This is a genomic window from Marinobacter halophilus (assembly GCF_003007685.1).
GTDB classification, from domain to species: Bacteria; Pseudomonadota; Gammaproteobacteria; order Pseudomonadales; family Oleiphilaceae; genus Marinobacter; species Marinobacter halophilus.
Window position 1 is genome coordinate 575156 of sequence record NZ_PXNN01000003.1, and the last position, 18895, is coordinate 594050.

Sequence of the window (18895 nt, forward strand, 5' to 3'; positions counted from 1 at the left end):
CCGAATTCAAAGCGTTAGATTAATGCCCCGATATATAAGACACAAGAGTAGCATGGCGAGCCTGACGGGTATTCAGTGGCTGCTGGCCCTGGCTGGTAACAACCGCAGCTGATTGTCCGGGCACTCCGCTCGCAACGACAGGAGGCGTCTGCCATCCGGTAGCATTAGCGCCGGGTTCAGGTCTATCAGTGGCTGCAAGACAAAGTCGCGGTTGGGCAGCTCGGCGTGCGGCACCGTGAGGCGCTCATCGCAAATGCGGTCTTTACCGTACATCAGCAGATCAAGATCCAGTGTGCGCGGGCCCCAGTGTTGATGCCGTTCCCGGCCATGGGCCTGCTCGATGGATTGCAGGTGATCGAGTAGCTGATGCGCAGTCAGTCCGGTCGTCAGTTCGACGGCACCGTTTACAAAGTCGGGTTGATCCTGAGGGCCAACCGGGCGACTGGCGTAAAATGGCGACTGAGCCTGCAGTGTGGTGTCTGGCAAGCTGGCGAGCTCGGCAACCGCCCGAGCTAGCTGGGCCGCTGGATTCGCCAGGTTGCTGCCTAGCCCGACATAGGCCACCACGGTCATGCCTGCGGCGGTCTCTTTACCGGACTGCGCTTGCGGCGACGTTTGCGGGGAGCCGTGGCGGAGCCAACCTCCGTCAGCATTTTTTCCTGCGCCCGTTCATCTACTTGCTGGAATTCGGTCCACCATTGCCCCAAACCAGGCTCGATTTCACCCGCTGATTCCCGCACCAGCAGGAAGTCATAGGCAGCACGAAAACGAGGATGCATCAGAGTGCCGAAGGCGCGTTTGCCCTGGCGGCGAGGTAAACGTATCTGCAGTTCCCAGATTTCTTTCATGGGGCCGGAGAAACGTTTTGGAATTGAAGTTGCCTGTACCTGGCGGCCGATCACTTTGCCGATAGCGCCATGCAGCGCGGGTTGCACCGGATCACCGTTATCCTGCCGGCGATTCCATTCAGCCTGCAGCGCGGGCCAGAGCATGGCCGCAAACAGGAAGTAAGGTGTGACGGACTTCCCTTGAGCTATTCGGGCATCGGTATTGCGCAGGGCCTGGCGAATGAGTTCGTCAGGCTCGCCGGCCTCGATGGCTTTTGCGGTTTCCGGGAATAGCGGCTCCAGCAAATCGTAATGGCGAAGCAAATCGTAAGTTGCCTCACCATAGCCCGCTGAGAACAGTTTGAGGACTTCATCGAACAGTCGGGCTGAGGGGATATGGCTCAGCAGCGGGGCAAGTTTACCGATCGGCGCTTCAGTTTCGGGTTCAATATCAAAACCGAGCTTGGCAGCAAAACGGATCGCCCGAAGCATGCGCACAGGGTCTTCCCGGTAACGGGTCTCCGGGTCGCCGATCAGGCGGATTTGTCGGTTGTTGAGATCCTGAACGCCGTTGGCGTAATCAATGATGGTGAAGTTGCGAATGCAGTAGTACAGGGCATTGATGGTGAAGTCCCGACGCAGGGCGTCGTCTTCCATGTTGCCGTAGACGTTATCGCGCAACAACAGCCCGTGTTCGCTGGTCCGGTGTTCGTCGTCAGCCACTTCCTCTTCGGTATCCCGGGCGTTGCCCCGGAAGGTGGTGACTTCAATGACTTCGCGCCCGAACACCACGTGCACTATACGGAACCGGCGACCGATCAGCCGGGAGTTGCGGAACAGCTCGTGGACTTCCTCCGGTGTGGCATCGGTTGCGATGTCAAAATCTTTGGGCTGGCCCCCGAGCAGTATGTCTCGCACGCCGCCGCCCACCAGGTAGGCTTCGTAGCCAGACTTGTTCAGCCGGTGCAGCACCTTCCTGGCCTGCTCGCTGATCATCGAGCGGGAAACAGTGTGCTGATCCCTCGGGATCTCCTGTCGCTGGTAGCGTCTGACGGTCTTTTTCCCGTTGCCGGGCATAAAGGAACGTAGTTTTTCAACAAGTCGATTAGCCATGGAATTCCGTGGTTGCGGTGCGCAAAAACGTGGATTTTAACGGTTTGCACAGGAATTGCACATGTTTAGGCGGTATTCGTACAGAGAAAGGTGAAATTAGGGTGGAATGTCCGGGTGTGCGGCGCTTTCTGAGAGCTAGATAATCAAAAGGCGGATCCGTTTTCACGAACCCGCCCTCAAAGCGTTGACGATCTGCATTGTTTTTGTTGTTGTCGGGATTCTTGTTGATTTTTCTACCCCACCGTGTTGTCCCAACGATAAGGACGATAAGCAACGCAAACGGAAAGCTTTGAATACATAGAGCGGTCAGGAACATGGTGCGGGTATTCAGTCTAGCTGTAGTGCCGTTTCGAAAACGATTCTTCTCTACATCTACAACTCGCACATGCCTGGGGACCACTAAAAAGCAAAGTACCCAAAACACTCAGTTCGCTTGCGTCCAGTTTTGTTTTTGTTGATGGACGCTCGTGCAGCTTTTTGTTTTTGTTTTGTCGCTGCGTTGTCACTTTTGTTTTTGTTGTTGTGCCCCCTAAAGACTGCAGAGGTCGTGCCAGTTTTGAAAACCTTATTATTAACAGTGGGTTAAGGATTTTACAGAAATAAGTGTTACCCCGCACTCTCCTAAAGTGTTACCTGACTGAGGTTGCGCTTGTGGGAAGTGTTACCGTGGGGAACGTTTGGTAACAAATGATTCCGGATTCACTTTTTTATTTGTCAGCTTTTCTTGCGGGGAATGCCTAGACGTTGCCGACGCTCCCACAAAGACTTCCGGCTGATGCCGAGTTTTTGAGCCAGATCGGTTTCACTCATCCGGTCCTGGTTCTCCAATACGAAATGCTGGAAGTAATCTTCCAGCGACAGGTCGCTGGCCGAATCCGCTTCGCGGGTGCGAGTCTGTTCGTTGTTGCCTTCTACCAGAGTTTCCGGGATGTAGTCGTCACCGAAATCGTTGTCCAGATCCAGTGCCGTTGGTGTAATGATGTTGCCATCGGTCAGAATGGAAGCGCGCTCAATGGCATTCTCCAGTTCTCGCACGTTGCCGGGCCAACGGCAGCGTTCAAGCGCCTGCATGGCTTCCGGGCTGAGGCTGAGTTCGGGCCGGCCCAGCTTCTCCGATTGCCGTTTCAAAAAGCGGCGAGCAAGGCCAAGAATGTCGGGGCGGCGCTCCCGCAACGGTGGAATCCGAATTTGCATGACGTTGAGGCGGTAATAGAGGTCTTCCCGGAATTCGCCGGTACGAGTCATGGCTTTCAGATTTCGGTGGGTTGCGGCAATCATTCGCACGTCTACGGTGCGGCTTTGCGTGGAGCCAACTTTTCGTATCTCGCTTTCCTGCAATACTCGAAGGAGTCGCGCCTGAGCTTCCGCCGGCAGCTCTCCGATTTCGTCCAGGAACAGGCTGCCGCCATCGGCGGCTTCAATAAGCCCGGTACGGGCCGAAACCGCGCCGGTGAACGCGCCTTTTTCATGGCCGAAAAGTTCAGACTCAATCAGACTTTCCGGGATGGCGGCACAGTTAACCGAAATCATTGGTTTGGTTGCTCGGGGGCTGAGCAGGTGTAGTGCTCTGGCGGCCAGTTCCTTACCGGTGCCGGATTCGCCCTGGATCAACACCGTCGTTTCGGTCGGAGCTACTTTGCGAATCAGGGTGAACACCTTCTGCATGGGCTCGCACTGGCCGAACATGATGGCGGCTGGGTCTGATGCTGCCGTACTGGGTTGGCCGGCCAGCTCACCACTGGTGGTGCTGCCCGTGTCGGTGTTCTTGCGAGCCAGAATGTTTTCGACCGCTGCCAGCATTTCGTCGTGATCGAAGGGTTTGGCGATGTAGTCGACGGCACCCATTTTCATCGAATCGACTGCCGAGCGCAGGCTCGCGTAGCTGGTCATGATCAGAACCGGCGTGTTCGGAGCGCGATTGATCATCTCGGTGCCGGCAGCGCCAGGCAGTCGCAGGTCGGTGATGACCAGATCGAAACCGTCCGGTTCCAGCAGGTCCGCTTCTTCCACTGAGACGGCGTCCGCGACCTCATAACCGGCATGCTGAAGCAGTTTGCGCACAGCAGAGCGAATAATATCTTCATCTTCAACAATCAGAATGCGGGGCATATCGCGTTCACGACCTTTGGTTCGGGGTGCTGTTGCCGGTATCGGTTTCTGGCTCGTAGGCGGGCAAACGTAACCTCATGCAGGTACCGCAACCGGTTTCGGTGTTCGCCGGGCTTTCCGCCTGCACGCTGCCATAGTGTTCTTCAACGATGCTGTACACCAGTGACAGGCCAAGGCCGGTACCCTTGTTTGGCGCCTTGGTGGTGTAAAACGGCTCAAAAATGTGGTCCAGCTGATCGGCCGGAATGCCGAAACCTTCGTCGACCACTTCGATGATAGCGGAGTAACCGTCGCGGTTTCCACCGACCCGGATGGTACCGCCGTCTGGCGAGGCGTCGCGGGCGTTAGCCAGCAGGTTAACAAACACCTGAACCAGGCGCTGTTCATCGCCCAGCACTTGCAGGTTTTCCGGGCACTCGTTCAGATAGTGAATACCCATACCCTTGTCACTCAACGACAGCAGGTTGATGGATTCTTCAACGCAACGGTGGATGCTGACCGGCTCATAACGATTGGCGTGGGCGTGATTGCCGGTGCGGGCAAAGTTCATCAGGGATTGCAGGATGGCGGAAATTCGCCGGGTCTGCTGCTGTATCTGGTCTGCGGATTCCAGAATCGATGGATCATCGGTTTCCAGTTTCAGATTCTGTGCCAGTGAGGAGATGCCGGTGACCGGGTTGCCGATTTCGTGAGCGACGCCGGCCGCCAGCCGACCTACCGAGGCCAGCCGTTCGCTGTGCATCAGTTCATCTTCCAGCAAGCGGGTTTCGGTTTGATCTTCCACCAGAATGATGGAGCCGCCCTCAGTGTGGTCAGGACCGCTCAGTGCGGCTTTGTGCAGGTTCAGCCAGTGAGGTTTGCCACGCAGGTCCAGCCGGTGTTTGTACCGGTGCAGATCGTTACCCCGGTTGAAGTCGTCCAGTAGCGCGTGCCAACGATCCGGTAATGTCAGTAGTCTGGCACCCACTACTTCATCGGCGGAAATGCCGGTAAGCGATTCTATGGCGTGGTTCCACATCAGAATTTCGCCGTCTTCACCCACCGAGCAGGCCGGAATTGGCAGGTTCTGCAGGGTCTGACGGTAGTGCCGGCGCAAGTTGTCCAGCTCACCGGCTAAACCGGTCAGCTGGTTCTGGTAGTCGCCCAGGGCACGTTCCACATAACGGATGTCCTGACTAGTGCCGCCGTGGGTCAGTGGTTTGAAGCCCAGGTGCCGTTTGACGATATCGCGGGCAACTGAGGGTCCGAGCAAGCCAGACAGGTTGATTTCCACCTGGTCTCGCAACCGGCGCAGCTGATACGGGCGAAACTCCACGTTGGGCAGTTTCAGTTGCTCAAGGCCCTGTTCCACTTCTCGGCGGGCCACGCTCAGGCCCAGCGGATCAGCCAGTTGCTGGATGAAATCGTTCGACGAGGCCGCCAGCAGTTCCCGGCGCTGAGGACGGGAAAGCGCACCCACCGAGCAAGCCTGAGCTGCACTGGTTTCTTCAGCAGAGGCCGGGCTGAGCATTGAGACCAGAGCAAACACCGAAATATTTGCGGTCAGGCTGACAAAGGTGAACAGATGCCAGTTGTCGTATCCGGGTGTAACCGGAATATTGAGCCAGGCCAGAAGGTCGGTGGTGTGGGAAAACGGCAGCACCAGTGTCACCAGCCAGATCGCCAATCCGGTCATCAGCCCCGCGATCAGCCCGCGCCGATTGCCTTCTGGCCAATAAATGACGCCAAGCGCACCCGGCAGCAGTTGCAGGGTGCCAGACAGCGAGATGGCCCCAAGAATGGACAGGTCTAGGTTCTGGCCAACGGTTTCATGGAACAGTAGGGCTAGGAACAGGATGACGGCAATCAGAAGGCGCTTGACCCATTGCAGCCAGCGATAGATATCACCCTGATCTTTTGGTGTTTTCAGTGGCAGAACCACATGGTTCAGTACCATGCCGGCCAGTGACAGTGTGCTCACAATCATCAGCCCGCTCGCCGCCGACAGGCCAGCGATGTACATCATCAGCGTCAACGCGGGACTGCCCAGCGCTTGCGCCACGCCAATACTGAAAAATGCCGCGGGGACGCCAACGTCCAGTGCCTGGCCAGCCCAGACAATCAGCGGTACAGGCAGGCCCAATAACAGTAAATACAGTGGCAGCCCCCAGCTGGCTTTGGCCAGGGCGCGGGGTGACGGGTTTTCACTGAAGGTCATGTGATACATGTGGGGCAGCACCAGGGCGGCGGCAAACGACATCAGCAGCAAGGCGCGCCAGCTGCCGTCATCGATCGCAGCCGTCATCGTGGCCTCGGGGTGAGACGCCTCCGCCAGCCACTGTTCAAGGCCGGCGGTGCCACCAAACACGCCAAACAGAATGACGCCACCAAGGACCAGCAATGCCACCACTTTGACCAGGGAGTCAAAGGCAATGGCCAGCACCAGCCCCTGATGATTTCCAGAGTTCTGATGATGGCGGGCACCGAACAGCATGGTGAACAGCACGACAATCAGGCTGAACATCACGCTGATTGCTTTCGGGGAGGTGTCTGGTGCCAGCAAGCTGGCGGACACGGCGACAGCCTGAATCTGCATGCTCAGCAGGGCTAGAATCGCGGCAGCAGAACACAGGGTAACCAGCGTGCCCGCCCACTGGCTCCGGTACCGATAGGCGAACAGGTCTGCCAGCGACGTCAACTGATAGGCCCGGCCGATCCGGAGGATGGGGTTGAGCAGCACCGGCGCCAGCAGAAAGGCCCCGGAGATGCCCAGGTAATAGGCCAGAAAACCGTAACCGGATTCTGCGGCCATGCCAATGGCGCCGTAAACCGCCCAGATGCCGGCATACACGCCAAGGCTCAGGGTGTAAATGAGCGGGTGTCGGACCCAACGGCGCAATACAGTGCCGCGCTCGGTGGCCCAGGCAATACCGAACAAAAGCACCAGATACAGCAGGCTGGCCAGCAGCAGGCCAGTTGCGCTAAAACTCATTGGGATCTCGCCGCCATTCCAGCCAGAAGCCGATGGCAATCAGGCCACCCCAGATCACAAAGGGGCTGTACCAGGCGTTGTCGGGTGCTGTCCACCAGTCCAGGATGTTCGGGGAGAAAATGTAGATGGCGAGTACCAGCAAAAAGACCACGCGGTAGATATACATCGGCTCAGCGATCCGCAGATAAGTGTGTGTTTGGGGTTATATCATGGGCCTGCCGGGATGTCAGGGCAATGGCTCGGCGTTGCCAGTGGTTACGCCCCCACGTCAGCACCTCCTCGACCGTTGCCCTCTCCAGGGTCGCAGGTGGTCTTTGTCCCAGCGCGTCAAGTGCCCTGACCAGGTTGGCGGCAGGCCAGGTGTCGTCCAGCGCGGGCGCGTGGGTCTGCTTGCTCAGCTTCTGACCCTGGTCGTTGACGATCACTGGAATGTGCAGCCAGTGCGGCGGTTTTGCGCCCAGCGCCTGAAAAATCTGCTGTTGCTGTGCGGTCATATCCAGCAGGTCGGAGCCCCGGACAACGTCGGTAATGCCCTGATCGATGTCATCAACCACCACTGCCAGCTGGTAGGCATAAAACCCTTCTTTGCGCACAAGCACCGGGTCGTCCAGTTCGGCGTGAACCTGCTGTTGTTGAGGGCCGAGTAGAAGATCCTGCCACTGGCTGGTTTCGTCGTTCAGCGCAAAACGGATGGCGTAGGGCGTATCGCCCGGGGCCGGTTGGCCGGCCCTGCAGTGGGCCGGGTGATGGCCGCCGTGTTGCTGGAGCTGTTTGCGAGAGCAGCGGCAGCGGTAGGCGTTGGCTTGCGACAACAACCGCTCGATGGCGACCTGATAGGCGTCATGGCGTTTGGATTGAAAGCGCACGGGCTCGTCCGGGAGCAGGCCGTGGCAGTCAAGGGAGCGAAGAATCTGGCCGGTGGCTTCCGGGGGTTCCCGCAAGGGGTCAAGGTCCTCGATACGAACCAACCATTTCCCCCTGGCAGCCCGGGCTTCCAGCCAGCTGGCCAAGGCTGTCACAAGCGAGCCGAAATGCAGCGGTCCAGTGGGGGAGGGGGCAAAGCGCCCGCGGTACCGTGGTTGCTCCATAAAGACTCTTCAAGCCGACGGCACAGGCCGTCGGCTATCGGTGGGGCTTAGATGCCAGTCTGGCGCTCGCGGATTTCGGCCAGAGTCTTGCAGTCGATGCATAACGTCGCCGTTGGGCGTGCTTCCAGTCGGCGAGTGCCGATTTCCACGCCACACTGATCACAAAAACCGTAGTCGTCTTTGTCAATGCGGTCGATGGTCTGGTCAATCTTCTTGATTAGCTTGCGCTCACGATCCCGGGTGCGCAGTTCAAGGCTGAACTCTTCTTCCTGGGTTGCACGATCACTGGGATCCGCGTAATTTGCGGCGTCTTCCTGCATGTGGTGCATGGTGCGATCCACTTCTTCCATCAGTTCCTGCTTCCATCTCAGAAGCAGTTCCTTGAAGTGCTGCAGCATCTCTGCACTCATGTATTCTTCACCCTTCTTCATTTCATAAGGGGTGAAGTTGGTAAAACGTTCGCGTGGTTGGTCTGCAGTCTTTGCCATTGAACCCGGCCTCTTGTTTATACTTCACAAGAACGCTTTGCTTCCGCCGCGCCAGCGTGGCTGCGCGGTTTAACCCTGGATAAAGCATTCGTCCTGAAACGGGAATTTGCGGAAAATAGCAGATAAGTACCGGGCTGGCCAGCCTTGTGATCACGACTTTTAGCGGAGATGCCATGAAGTACTCTGAGCCGTTGCTCGAAGGACGATTAATTCGTCGTTATAAACGCTTCCTTGCGGACGTGCGCCTGCCCGATGGCCAGGAAGTGACGGCCCATTGCCCGAACACCGGATCCATGCTCGGCTGCCAGCCGGATAACGCCCGGGTCTGGCTGAGCCAGAGTGATAACCCCAAGCGCAAACTGAAGTACACCTGGGAGCTGGTGGAAACGGCGCCGGGGGTGGTCGCCTGCGTGAATACTGCACGCCCGAATCATCAGGCACGCCATGCCATTGAGGCCGGCGTGGTCGCCGAGTTGACGGGTTACACCAATTGCCGCAGTGAGGTTCGTTACGGGGTAGAGAAAAGCAGGATTGACTTACTGTTGAGTGGCCACCCCGAGCGGCCGGATGCCTGGGTAGAGGTCAAGAACGTGACTCTGGCAGAGGGCGGCCAGGGTTATTTTCCGGATGCGGTGACCGAGCGGGGGCAGAAGCACTTGCGGGAGTTGATGGCTCAGGTAGCCCAAGGCGATCGGGCGGTGCTGCTCTTTGTGGTCAATCACACTGGTATTGAGCAGGTGCGCCCGGCGGATCACATTGATGTCCGTTATGGCCAGTTGTTGCGCCAGGCCCGGGCCGCCGGCGTGGAGGTGCTGGCCTATCGTGCAGCCCTGGCCGGGCCGGATGGCAACCCCGGTGGCCGGCTGGAGCTCACCGAAGCGGTTCCGGTCAACCTCGAACCCTGATCTCCGGCCTATTTGGGCAAAAGCGCGTAGCGCATGCGGGTGCCGTGATTCAGTGACATGACGATTTCATCGGCCTCCAGCCGATGCGGGAAGTAGCAGCCGGAAATCTTGGCGCTGGCAATGCTCGCCCCTTCCACTCTGGATTTGGAGAAATCGATGCCGCGCAGGTCCGAGCCCCGGAAATAGGCGTGGCGGAAATCCAGTCCTTTGGCGTCCATGCCGCGCATATCAAGCCCCCGGAAATCGCCATGAGCAAAGCTGGGCAGTTCACTCAGCTTTGCCTTTTCCGCATTGAACGTCTTGATATCCTCACTCCGCAGTATTTCGTAGAGCGGGTGGTCAATATGATGCAGTTCGTGATCCTGAAATTCGTCCATCTCGCACCTCGAAGGGTCAACAGCCAAGCGTGTCGTGGTCAGTTTAGTCACCCTGGCGGGGCATCATGCCAAAGTGCTGCCGAATACGGTCAGCCATGGCTTCTGCCACGTGTTCCTGCTCGGTATGCAAATGAACCGTGTGGGTTTTCTCTTCCAGCGTCAACGGTTCGAACCAGCTTTGCTGGGCGTCCAGCAGCGCTTCGGTTGCTTCTGAAGCATCGCCTTTGCGTTTGCGAATCCAGTCCCGCCTCAGCGGTTCAGGCGCTTCGCAATGCAGCAGGGCAAACGGCATACCTTGAGCTTCGGCGACCTCGGCAAACTGGGTGCGCTCGCTTTCTTTCAGGCAGGCTGCGTCGACAATCACCGAGAGCCCGGACGCCAACAGATCCCGCGCCAGGTTGGCGAGGTGTTGGTAAGTCTTTTCGGTTACTTCCGGGCTGTAGAGGTCGGCGCCAAGACCGGATTTGCTGTCGTCCAGGGGCCCAAGCCCGTGCAAACGTTTGCGCTCAACATCAGAGCGCAGGCGGATCAGGTTCAGCTCGCCCGCCATGGCGGCGCTGACACAGGTTTTGCCGCTGGCGGACAGGCCCGTTGTCGCCAGCAAGAAGCAGTTCGGAATGGCGCTGTAGTCTTCGGCCAGTTGGGCGTAATCCCGGTACCGCTGCATCAGCCCGGCGCGCTCGTCATCGTTCAGGCTGGGGTTGCCCATGGTAAACAGGGCAATCTTGGCGCGAACCATGGCCCGGTAGGCCTTGTACAGTGGCAACAGTGCCAGCGCCTCGAAATCGCCCCGATATTCCAGGTAGCTGTTCAAGACCAGGTTGGCCAGTACCGGCTCGCGGCGGGATTCCAGATCCATCAGCAGGAACGCCAGGTCGTTGATCACGTCAATCCAGCGGAAGGGCTCGTTGAACTCAATGCAATCGAACACCGTTACCTGGTCGTTAAACACGGTGATGTTGGCAAGGTGCAAGTCACCGTGGCATTCCCGTACCAGGCCGTTGGCGTGGCGGGCAGCAATCAGTTCCCGGTGGCGCTCAAAGGTGGTTTTGGTCCAATCTTGCTGGGCGTCGAGCTGGGTCAGCAGCTCTTTGTCATCCAGTAGCGGGCGAATCTGGTCAAAGTTTTCCTGCATGGCCGCGAACACGGCTTCCGGCGTGCCCAGCGGTTTATCGTCTGCGACCGGTGGCAAGCTGTCATGGAACAGAGCCACCTGGCGGGCCAGGCTGGTGAGCATGTCGGCGGGCAGATCGCCGCGCTCCTGGCGCCGGTCAAACAGCTGCGCCTGGTCGAACTGGCGCATGCGGATGGCGTACTCAAAGGCTTCTCCCTCGCCGCCAATCCGGGGCTGCTCTGGCGTGCCGGTAATTGGCAATACTTCCTGGTACAGATCTGCCGCCAGCCGGCTGTTGAGCCGGAGTTCGTCCTCGCAGAAGCGTTTGCGGCGCTCCAGAGTGGAGAAATCGAGAAACCCGAAGTCCATGGGTTTTTTGATTTTGTAGGCGTAGTCGCCGGTCAGAATGACCTGGGAAATGTGGGTCTCGATCACCTGGAAGCTTTGCACCGGGTGATCGTATAAGTCCGGGTTCTGCAGTGCCTTTATCAGTGTGTCCGGTGCGTGCGCGCTCACAATGTCTCCTGGGTTCTCTGAACTTGTTGATTTGCATCAGTCTGTCTTCAGTAAGCCTACTATAACGGCAGATTACAGAAATAACACACAACAGGTCTGCCGAAGCCACCGCCGGCTTCGTTATACTCCGGCCATGAGCAAAGCCCGTTCCCCCCGTAAAAAATCCTCGAAACCTCAACTTCGGCGCAAGCGCGCAGGGTTCTGGCGTTTTCTGTTCCGCGCTGGCGCTGTTGGTCTGGTGCTTCTGGCCGGCTGGATGGTGTATCTCGATGCTGTCGTTACTTCTCGATTTGAAGGCCGTCGTTTCGAGGTGCCATCCAGAGTTTATGCCCGGCCACTGGAACTCTATGACGGCGCCAGTATCAGTGCATCAGGTCTGGCTCGCGAGCTGGCGCTGGCGGGGTACCGTGCCGGGGATGGCGTTCGGGTAGGCACCTATCAGCGAAACGGCGGGCGCTTTGTGATCAGTGCCCGGGGTTTCCGTTTCCCGGATGGCGAAGAGCCGAGGCGCCGGCTTTCGCTGGTGGTGTCGGGGGATCGGGTGCAGTCGTTTTCGGTGCTGGCCGGGCCGGATTCGCCGATTGTCCGGCTGGAGCCCGCGCAGATTGGTGGAATCTACCCGTCGCACCGGGAAGACCGGGTACTGGTCCGGCTGGAAGAGGTGCCGGAGTTGCTGCCAAAGGGGCTGATGGTGATTGAAGATCGTCAGTTCTATGAGCATTTCGGCGTTGCGCCGCTGTCGATTGCCCGGGCGATGCTGGTCAATCTCAAGGCCGGTCACATTGTCCAGGGCGGCAGCACACTGACCCAGCAACTGGTCAAAAATTTCTTCCTGACCCGCGACCAGACCTTGGCGCGCAAGGGCAATGAGGCCCTGATGTCGGTATTGTTGGAATGGCATTATGAAAAAGACGACATTCTGGAAACCTATCTGAACGAGGTTTATCTGGGCCAGGCAGGCAATCGCAGCATCAATGGTTTTGGTCTGGCCAGCCAGTTTTTCTTTGGTGAGCCGTTGAAAGATCTGGATGTGCATCAGCTGGCTTTGCTGATCGGCATGGTCAAAGGCCCCAGTTACTACAACCCCCGACGGCAGCCGGAGCGGGCCAAGACCCGGCGCGATCTGGTGCTGTCTGAGATGGCGGAAGCAGGGTTGATCAGCGCTGAAGAGTCAGCCCAAGCGATCGCCCGGCCTCTGGGGGTGAGCAGCCGGCCGTCGTATACCGACAATCGTTATCCGGCCTACATTGACCTGGTCCGCCGCCATCTGGCCCGGGATTACCGACAGCAAGATTTGCAGAGTGAGGGCCTGAGGATTTTTACCACGCTGGACCCCGCCGTTCAGAATGCGGCAGAAACAGCCATTCGCGATACCTTACCGAGACTGGCTCGCGGCAATGCCCGGGATGCGCTGGAGGCGGCGTTGGTGGTGACCGCCAAAGACACGGGCGAGGTGCTGGCACTGGTCGGTGGTAAAGACCCCGAGTTTGCCGGGTTCAACCGTGCCGTGGATGCCAGTCGCCCCATTGGCTCACTGATCAAACCGTTCACCTATCTGGCGGCGCTGGAGCAGGCTGACCGGTACACGCTGATTACGCCGGTGCAGGACCGGGCATTCACGCTTGAGTTTGATGACGGCCGGTTATGGCAGCCGAAGAATTTCGATAGCAAGGAGCGCGGCGACGTGCCTTTGCACCTGGCTCTGTCACGCTCCTATAACCTGCCGGCGGTGCGTGTGGGTCTGGACGTCGGTATTCCACAGGTGCAGCAAGTGCTGAGGGCCTTTGGCGTGACCACCCCGATTTCGGATTACCCGTCCATGCTGCTGGGGGCTTTATCGTTAACGCCAGCAGAGGTCGCCCAGCTCTACCAGGGACTGGCGACCTCTGGTTTCAACACTCCTCTGCGCACCATTCGGGAGGTCACCGATGCCGACAATGCGCCGTTATCACGCTACAGCCTCAAGGTGGACCGGGTGGCCGATCCGGCTGCTGTGCATCTCGTGCAGTACGCCATGCAGGAGACCATGCAGGAGGGCACGGCCCGTTCCGCCTATAACCTGTTGCCGCAACGGTTGAGCCTGGCCGGCAAGACCGGCACTACGGATCAAGGCCGGGACGCGTGGTTTGCTGGTTTCAGTGGTGACCTGCTGGCGGTGGCCTGGGTCGGCCGCGATGATAATGGTCCGACCGCATTGACCGGTGCCTCTGGCGCACTGCCGGTGTGGTCTGCGATGATGGCGCAGCTCCCGCAGCACGGGTTTTCTCCGGTCATGCCTGACGGCGTGCAGTATCACTGGGTCAATGTCCAAGAACAGGTTCTGACCGGGGAAGGCTGTCCAGGTGCTCGGCTGGTGCCGTTCATTACTGGCAGTGAACCTCGGCAGCGCATGGATTGTGAAGGGCAGTTTGGCCGGCAAATACGCAGTTGGTTTGAAGGATTGTTCAGATGAATAAAACAGTGATTTCCCGTGCCGGCTGCCTGGCTTTGATGTTGGCGCTGGCGGGTTGCGCAACAGCCCCCGGCGGCGGCTCCATCTATGTGCCGAGAGGGGCTGAAGAACGGACCCGAGCGCCGGAGCCTCCCAGAACCTCGGAGCCGGAGCAAGACGCCGAACCTCCGGTTTGGCGCAAGAGTGAGCAGCCTGATATCCGCGAGCCAGAGGCCCCGGCTACCCGTTCACCCAGTTACCGTGAATCCGGAGATGAATTACCCGCTGCCGCCGTCAGTCTGATCCGTGATGCGGATCAGCGCCTCAGACAGGGCGATTCCGCCGGCGCGATTGCCCGGCTCGAGCGAGCTCAGCGTATTGCGCCCCGGTCGGCGGAAGTGTATTTCAAGCTCGCGGAAGCGTACGTGGAGGGAGGCAATCTGGGCGCGGCGGAGCAGTTCACACTCAAAGGCCTGTCGCTGGCTGGTAACGATTCGAGGATGCAGCGCTCAGGCTGGTTGTTGCTGGCGGACATTCGCAGAGCCCGCGGCAATGTCGCCGGGGCGGATCAGGCTGAGACCAGGGCCCGGGCGTTGTAAGTAGCAAGGGCCGTCCCTGGCCCTCGCCTCAGTGCAGCACGATTATAGCTGCAGGGGGATGGGGGCGGCCACGGTGCTTTCGCCGGCGACAACTTCCAGAGTTTGTGTGCCTTCAAATTCGATGGCGTCATTGGCCTGATTGTCATCCAGCTGACAGCTGTAGCTGACGGTGTAGACGCCCTCGGTCAGGAATGCGGCAGTCCAGTCGGAAAGGCTGCCGTCTTCCTGCGCTTGAACCGGCACCACCATCAGCGGATTGAGGCCATCGCGTTCCACGTTCAGATCAATTGGTTCGACATCGGCTCCTGCAAAGACGTAGACGGCACCAGCGTAATTCTCGCTGCACGCGGCCAGCTCGACGCTTTGCGACCGGAGCGAATTGATCTGGGCATAATCGACTTCACCCTCAAGCTGACCAACCTCAAGGTTGTTCACCAGCCTGAGCACCGGCTTGAGCATGTAGTCGCCAAGCGCCTGGCCTTGTGGGTTAACGATGGATTTTCGGACATCGAAGTCAATGGTAAAGCTCTGGCTGGTGTCGGCGGCCACAATAAAGCCCCCTTTGAGTTTCAGGCCGCTTTGCTCGCCGGACGGCACGCCGAGGGTATAGCGTGCATCGCCTTCCGATTCCCGGGTTACCCAGGATGCCCCGGTATCAACAATCAAACGCATTTCGTTGTATTCTCCAGCGGGTACTTCTTCATTGCTGATCAGTGGCTCGGTGACGCCACCCTGCAGCGTTAACAGATCAACCGTACCGGTTTCTTCGAGGCTGAACTCGAGCCAATCGCCGTTCGCCGGTTTCAGACGAATTGCGTTGAATGCAATATTAACACTGCTCAGGTCCATGGTCGGAGCATCGGTCAGGCCCATGGAGACGGTGCCGGTTGCTCCGGAAGAGCTGCCATCGCCGCCACAGGCGGCCAGAGCGGCGGCCAGAGCGGAGACAGTGAATACCTTGGTGGAACGCTTCATAAAATCTCCAGGTCTTAGTTTCCAGTGTGTGTCCGGCGTTGCTATCGCCAGTGGATACTCCACGCACGGGCATTGTTCAGGGTTCCAGTCGTTGGATTAACAATCATCCACGAAGGCATCACACTCTTGCGACACGTCGGGGCGATTGAGTGCATGGCTGGCGCCGCTGATATAGACTGCTGGCTTCTGAAAACCGCAATCAGGCAGTTTCTTGGCGATCCTTCCGTTCCGTTCATCCGCGCAAAAGCGTTTTCAACGTCTGGTGCAGCCGCACCTGAAGGCGCTTCATGCCTTTGCTTACCGCTTGACCGGGAACAGTCAGGATGCCGAAGATCTGGTGCAAGATGTGGTGGTCAAACTGTATCCCAAGCTTGTTGAACTGGAGTCTGTATCGCAGCTTCGGCCTTGGCTCAATCGGGTTTTATACCGCCAGTTTATTGACTCTGTAAGGAAAAAGGGCCGCCAGGCTGACCGCCCCGCCAGTGATATGATGGACGCGGAAAGTCAGTCCGATTGGTTGGATTCGCTGGCGTCAGAAGAGCTTTCGCCCGAGCTGGAGCTGAGCCGAAATCGTCTTGGCCCGCTGCTGGACCGTGCCTTGGAGCGACTTTCTCCGGACCAGCGCACTCTGTTGTTACTGCATGACGTGGCTGGCTGGCGCCAGGAAGATGTTGCCCAAGTGTTGGCAGTGCCTATTGGCACGGTGAAATCCCGCCTGCACCGTAGCCGGGCCACTTTGCGGAAATATCTGCAGGAAAGCGTGGAACCGGCAGCGGATTCCGGGCGTCTGGAGCATTGAGGTGATGACTATGTCCTGTCGGCAAATCCGATCACAGTTACCTGAGTACGTCAGGGATCAGCTACCTTCTGAAGAGTTGCAGGCTGCGCAGATGCATTTGAAACAATGCGAGTCGTGCTGCAAACACGAGGAATTTGAGCGGTCACTGATGAACGAAATGGCCTCCCGCTATCTCGTGCCGGCACCTTCTCCAGGTTTTGAACGTCGGGTTCTGAGCGCCGCGACCGAGAATGCCTCCCCGAAAAAAGTGCATATGGTCTGGGGTGGTGCGGTTGCTGCTGCTCTGGTGCTTGGCCTGGTTATCGGACAGGGGATGCAAGGGCCAGAGGTCGAGCCCGGATTGGCGGAGAATTCGGTACTTGCGGAACTCTCCTCCGGCCCTGCTATTCAACCGGTCAACCGCACCGTGCGATTGGCGTTTACCGCCGGTGAACCGCTGGATAACGTGACCCTGACGTTGGGCTTGCCGCCCCATGTGGAACTCTCTGGCCTGCCCGGCCAGCATAAGGTGAGTTGGCAGGTTAGCCTGGATCAGGGCGATAATGTGTTGGCACTGCCGCTGACCATTCTGTTCCCGGGCACGGGTGAACTGATTGCCGAGCTTGATGCCAATGGGCGCCAGAAGGTGTTTCGTGCCGTGGTACCGGAGCACCCGGGTGCTCCGGTACCTGCAGCCATTAAGGGCAGGACTAACCCTGAGGAGCCTGCAACATGAGCCTTTATGAACTTTGTCGAGCGAGTCTGTCGGGCGGGCTGCTGCCAGTTCTTCTGTGGATGGCGCTAACGCCGACGGCAGCAGCCAGTGATCTGGACGTGACCATGCGAATGGTTGAAGATACTGAAGACCTTACCGGCGCGGTGACCCGTGAAATTCGCTTGCCAGACCTGCCCGCACTGGCCCCTGACGGAAATGCCGGCAAGGCGGCTGAAGCGCCAGGCCGGGAGCGTTCCCTTAATGCGCGGGAGCGTGGTCGGGAATTTGGTCAGTCGGCGTCTGAACGAGCTCGGGATGCGCGTGGAGAAAAGCCGGAATTCGGCATCGACGGCCTGCCAGAGGCCGCCCGTGACCGAAAACCCGAATTGCCCCCACAATCGTCACGGCCATAAATTGTCGCCTGTGTTAACCTCCTAGGTTCTGTCTTGTCGGGCTCCGCCCGGTCACGTCGGCTACTCTCGAACCTGAGGTATTTCGTTGTTCAGATTGTTTACTCTGTCGGGGCTTTCTCTGGGGCTGTTCATCCTGACCCTGGCCGGCACTGCCGTCGCAGAAGAACCTGCAGTGACTGGTCAGCAGGCTATGTCAGCCGGTATTGACCAGTTCCGCCAAGGCGATTATCAAGCCGCACGAGCGCATTTTGAAGTAGCCCTGAAGTTCGGCGTTGATACCGCGGCCCTGCATTACAACCTGGCGGTTGCCTGCTTCAAGGCTGGTGATTACCGGGCCGCCGAGGTGCGCTTCTCGACGATGTTGGATGGCCCCCACAAGTCGCTTGCGCAGTATAATCTTGGCCTGGTCGCACTGGCCGATGGCCGGGAGGAGGAGGCGGTAAAATGGTTTCGCCAGACGGCGCGGCCAGAGGCCCCGGACACCCTGCGCGAGCTGGCTCAGCGCCAGCTGACAGAGCTCGAACGCACCCACACCCGACCACTTCAGAACTCCCGCACTGCTACTCAGGGTTACCTTTCAGCCGGCGCCGGCTATGACAGCAACATGGCCGGCGTGCCGGACGATTCGCCTTCCAATCGTGGCAGCCTGTTTGCTGAGCTTGTCGCCGCCGGCACACTGAGCCGAACGTTCAGCCCCGATTGGCGAATAGTTTGGGACGGCGTTTTATACAGTCAGGATTATGTTCGAAGCCGTCGTTACGACACCTCGGTCTTGCAGAGTCGAGTGGCAGGCATCCGTACCTACGATCAAGTGGAATTCGGTGCTCGGGCTGGCGCCTCCAGAGCCTGGTTGTCAGATAATGAGCTTGAAACCCGATTCGGACTGACGGTGTTTGCCTGGTCTGAGGGATGTTCCTGGCTCGGGTGGCTGCAGGCGTGTTCTGCGGCACTTGCGGTAGAGCAGATTGAGGGTGGTCCGGGGTACGCCGCCTACGATGGCCAGTGGTACCAGTTTGAGGTGCGCGGAGAATGGGCCTTCGGCAGCCTTGTGATGGAGGCTTTCTATAGCTGGCAAAGCAATGACCGGGACAATTTCAGGCAGGAGACGTATTTTGTCAGCCTTTCGCCGACCCTGCACGAGGTGGGTGTTGAGGCACGCTATCTGGTGCGCTCAGACTTGTCGATTGGGGTTGACGCAGAACTCCGGCAGGCTCGTTATGACCAGCCTCATCAATGGCTACATGAAAATGAGTTAGTGAAACGACGACGAGAGGATGTTCGTGTCGAATTCGGGCTGACGGCCGAGTTTTACCTCAATAGCCAGTGGCTGGTTCGCAATCAATGGTGGTTCTCGGATCAGGACAGCCGGATTGACCGCAACGATTACCAACGGTACAGCTACACGGTATCGCTTGAAGGCGAGTTCTGACGAAGTGCGCGGACAGCTGTACGGATATTGCTCTGGTGGGTGGGGTG

At 58.6% G+C, this 18895-nt stretch carries 17 protein-coding genes; 7 read left to right on the plus strand and 10 right to left on the minus strand.

The window, feature by feature from the left end:
* Nucleotides 1-72 precede the first annotated feature (72 nt).
* The 7 genes from folK to dksA all read right to left on the minus strand — a co-directional run bounded on the left by folK (nucleotide 73) and on the right by dksA (nucleotide 8596).
* On the minus strand, nucleotides 73-573 hold the full coding sequence (gene folK / locus C7H08_RS02620) for a 2-amino-4-hydroxy-6-hydroxymethyldihydropteridine diphosphokinase (RefSeq protein ID WP_106670184.1): 501 nt from the start codon (nucleotides 571-573) through the stop codon (nucleotides 73-75).
* Nucleotides 570-1940, minus strand: a complete 1371-nt coding sequence (gene pcnB, locus C7H08_RS02625) for a polynucleotide adenylyltransferase PcnB (protein WP_106670185.1) — start codon at nucleotides 1938-1940, stop codon at nucleotides 570-572. The genes folK and pcnB overlap by 4 nt, the downstream gene beginning before the upstream one ends.
* Nucleotides 1941-2654: 714 nt before the next feature.
* Nucleotides 2655-4049, minus strand: coding sequence for a sigma-54-dependent transcriptional regulator (locus tag C7H08_RS02635; protein WP_106670186.1), 1395 nt, complete (start codon nucleotides 4047-4049; stop codon nucleotides 2655-2657).
* Nucleotides 4050-4056: 7 nt separating this feature from the next.
* The gene (locus C7H08_RS02640; protein ID WP_106670187.1) at nucleotides 4057-7020 is read right to left on the minus strand and encodes an ATP-binding protein; all 2964 of its coding nucleotides are present in this window, start codon (nucleotides 7018-7020) and stop codon (nucleotides 4057-4059) included.
* Nucleotides 7010-7186 (minus strand): hypothetical protein, encoded by a 177-nt coding sequence (locus tag C7H08_RS18130; RefSeq protein ID WP_165793917.1) that lies wholly within the window; start codon nucleotides 7184-7186, stop codon nucleotides 7010-7012. The genes C7H08_RS02640 and C7H08_RS18130 overlap by 11 nt, the downstream gene beginning before the upstream one ends.
* 4 nt (nucleotides 7187-7190) lie before the next feature.
* A complete protein-coding gene (gene gluQRS / locus C7H08_RS02645; RefSeq protein WP_106670188.1) occupies nucleotides 7191-8108 on the minus strand; it encodes a tRNA glutamyl-Q(34) synthetase GluQRS in 918 nt (305 codons plus the stop codon).
* A gap of 47 nt (nucleotides 8109-8155) precedes the next feature.
* On the minus strand, nucleotides 8156-8596 hold the full coding sequence (gene dksA, locus C7H08_RS02650; protein ID WP_106670189.1) for an RNA polymerase-binding protein DksA: 441 nt from the start codon (nucleotides 8594-8596) through the stop codon (nucleotides 8156-8158).
* A gap of 173 nt (nucleotides 8597-8769) precedes the next feature.
* Here dksA and sfsA point away from each other — a divergent pair, with 173 nt between their 5' ends.
* Entirely contained in the window at nucleotides 8770-9501 is a 732-nt protein-coding gene (gene sfsA, locus C7H08_RS02655) for a DNA/RNA nuclease SfsA (protein WP_106670190.1), read from the plus strand.
* Between the two features lie 8 nt (nucleotides 9502-9509).
* Here the strand turns inward: sfsA and C7H08_RS02660 are convergent, their stop codons facing one another.
* A complete protein-coding gene (locus C7H08_RS02660) occupies nucleotides 9510-9878 on the minus strand; it encodes a pentapeptide repeat-containing protein (protein WP_106670191.1) in 369 nt (122 codons plus the stop codon).
* Nucleotides 9879-9921: 43 nt separating this feature from the next.
* Nucleotides 9922-11508, minus strand: a complete 1587-nt coding sequence (locus C7H08_RS02665; RefSeq protein WP_106670192.1) for a bifunctional aminoglycoside phosphotransferase/ATP-binding protein — start codon at nucleotides 11506-11508, stop codon at nucleotides 9922-9924.
* Nucleotides 11509-11641: 133 nt separating this feature from the next.
* Here C7H08_RS02665 and mrcB point away from each other — a divergent pair, with 133 nt between their 5' ends.
* Both mrcB and C7H08_RS02675 read left to right on the plus strand, forming a co-directional pair.
* Nucleotides 11642-13960, plus strand: a complete 2319-nt coding sequence (gene mrcB, locus C7H08_RS02670) for a penicillin-binding protein 1B (RefSeq protein ID WP_106670193.1) — start codon at nucleotides 11642-11644, stop codon at nucleotides 13958-13960.
* On the plus strand, nucleotides 13957-14538 hold the full coding sequence (locus C7H08_RS02675; protein WP_106670194.1) for a tetratricopeptide repeat protein: 582 nt from the start codon (nucleotides 13957-13959) through the stop codon (nucleotides 14536-14538). Before mrcB ends, C7H08_RS02675 begins: the two co-directional genes overlap by 4 nt.
* Before the next feature lie 42 nt (nucleotides 14539-14580).
* On the opposite strand, the gene C7H08_RS02680 is transcribed toward C7H08_RS02675, so the two are convergent.
* A complete protein-coding gene (locus tag C7H08_RS02680; protein WP_106670195.1) occupies nucleotides 14581-15513 on the minus strand; it encodes a DUF4382 domain-containing protein in 933 nt (310 codons plus the stop codon).
* 211 nt (nucleotides 15514-15724) lie between these two features.
* Between C7H08_RS02680 and C7H08_RS02685 the strand changes: the two genes are divergently transcribed.
* The 4 genes from C7H08_RS02685 (at nucleotide 15725) to C7H08_RS02700 (ending at nucleotide 18848) form a co-directional block, all read left to right on the plus strand.
* Nucleotides 15725-16312, plus strand: coding sequence for an RNA polymerase sigma factor (locus C7H08_RS02685; protein ID WP_106670196.1), 588 nt, complete (start codon nucleotides 15725-15727; stop codon nucleotides 16310-16312).
* Between the two features lie 10 nt (nucleotides 16313-16322).
* Complete coding sequence (locus C7H08_RS02690) at nucleotides 16323-17027, plus strand: anti-sigma factor family protein (RefSeq protein WP_227663272.1); 705 nt, start codon at nucleotides 16323-16325, stop codon at nucleotides 17025-17027.
* A complete protein-coding gene (locus C7H08_RS02695; RefSeq protein ID WP_106670197.1) occupies nucleotides 17024-17419 on the plus strand; it encodes a hypothetical protein in 396 nt (131 codons plus the stop codon). Before C7H08_RS02690 ends, C7H08_RS02695 begins: the two co-directional genes overlap by 4 nt.
* Before the next feature lie 85 nt (nucleotides 17420-17504).
* Entirely contained in the window at nucleotides 17505-18848 is a 1344-nt protein-coding gene (locus tag C7H08_RS02700; protein ID WP_106670198.1) for a tetratricopeptide repeat protein, read from the plus strand.
* Nucleotides 18849-18895 lie beyond the last annotated feature (47 nt).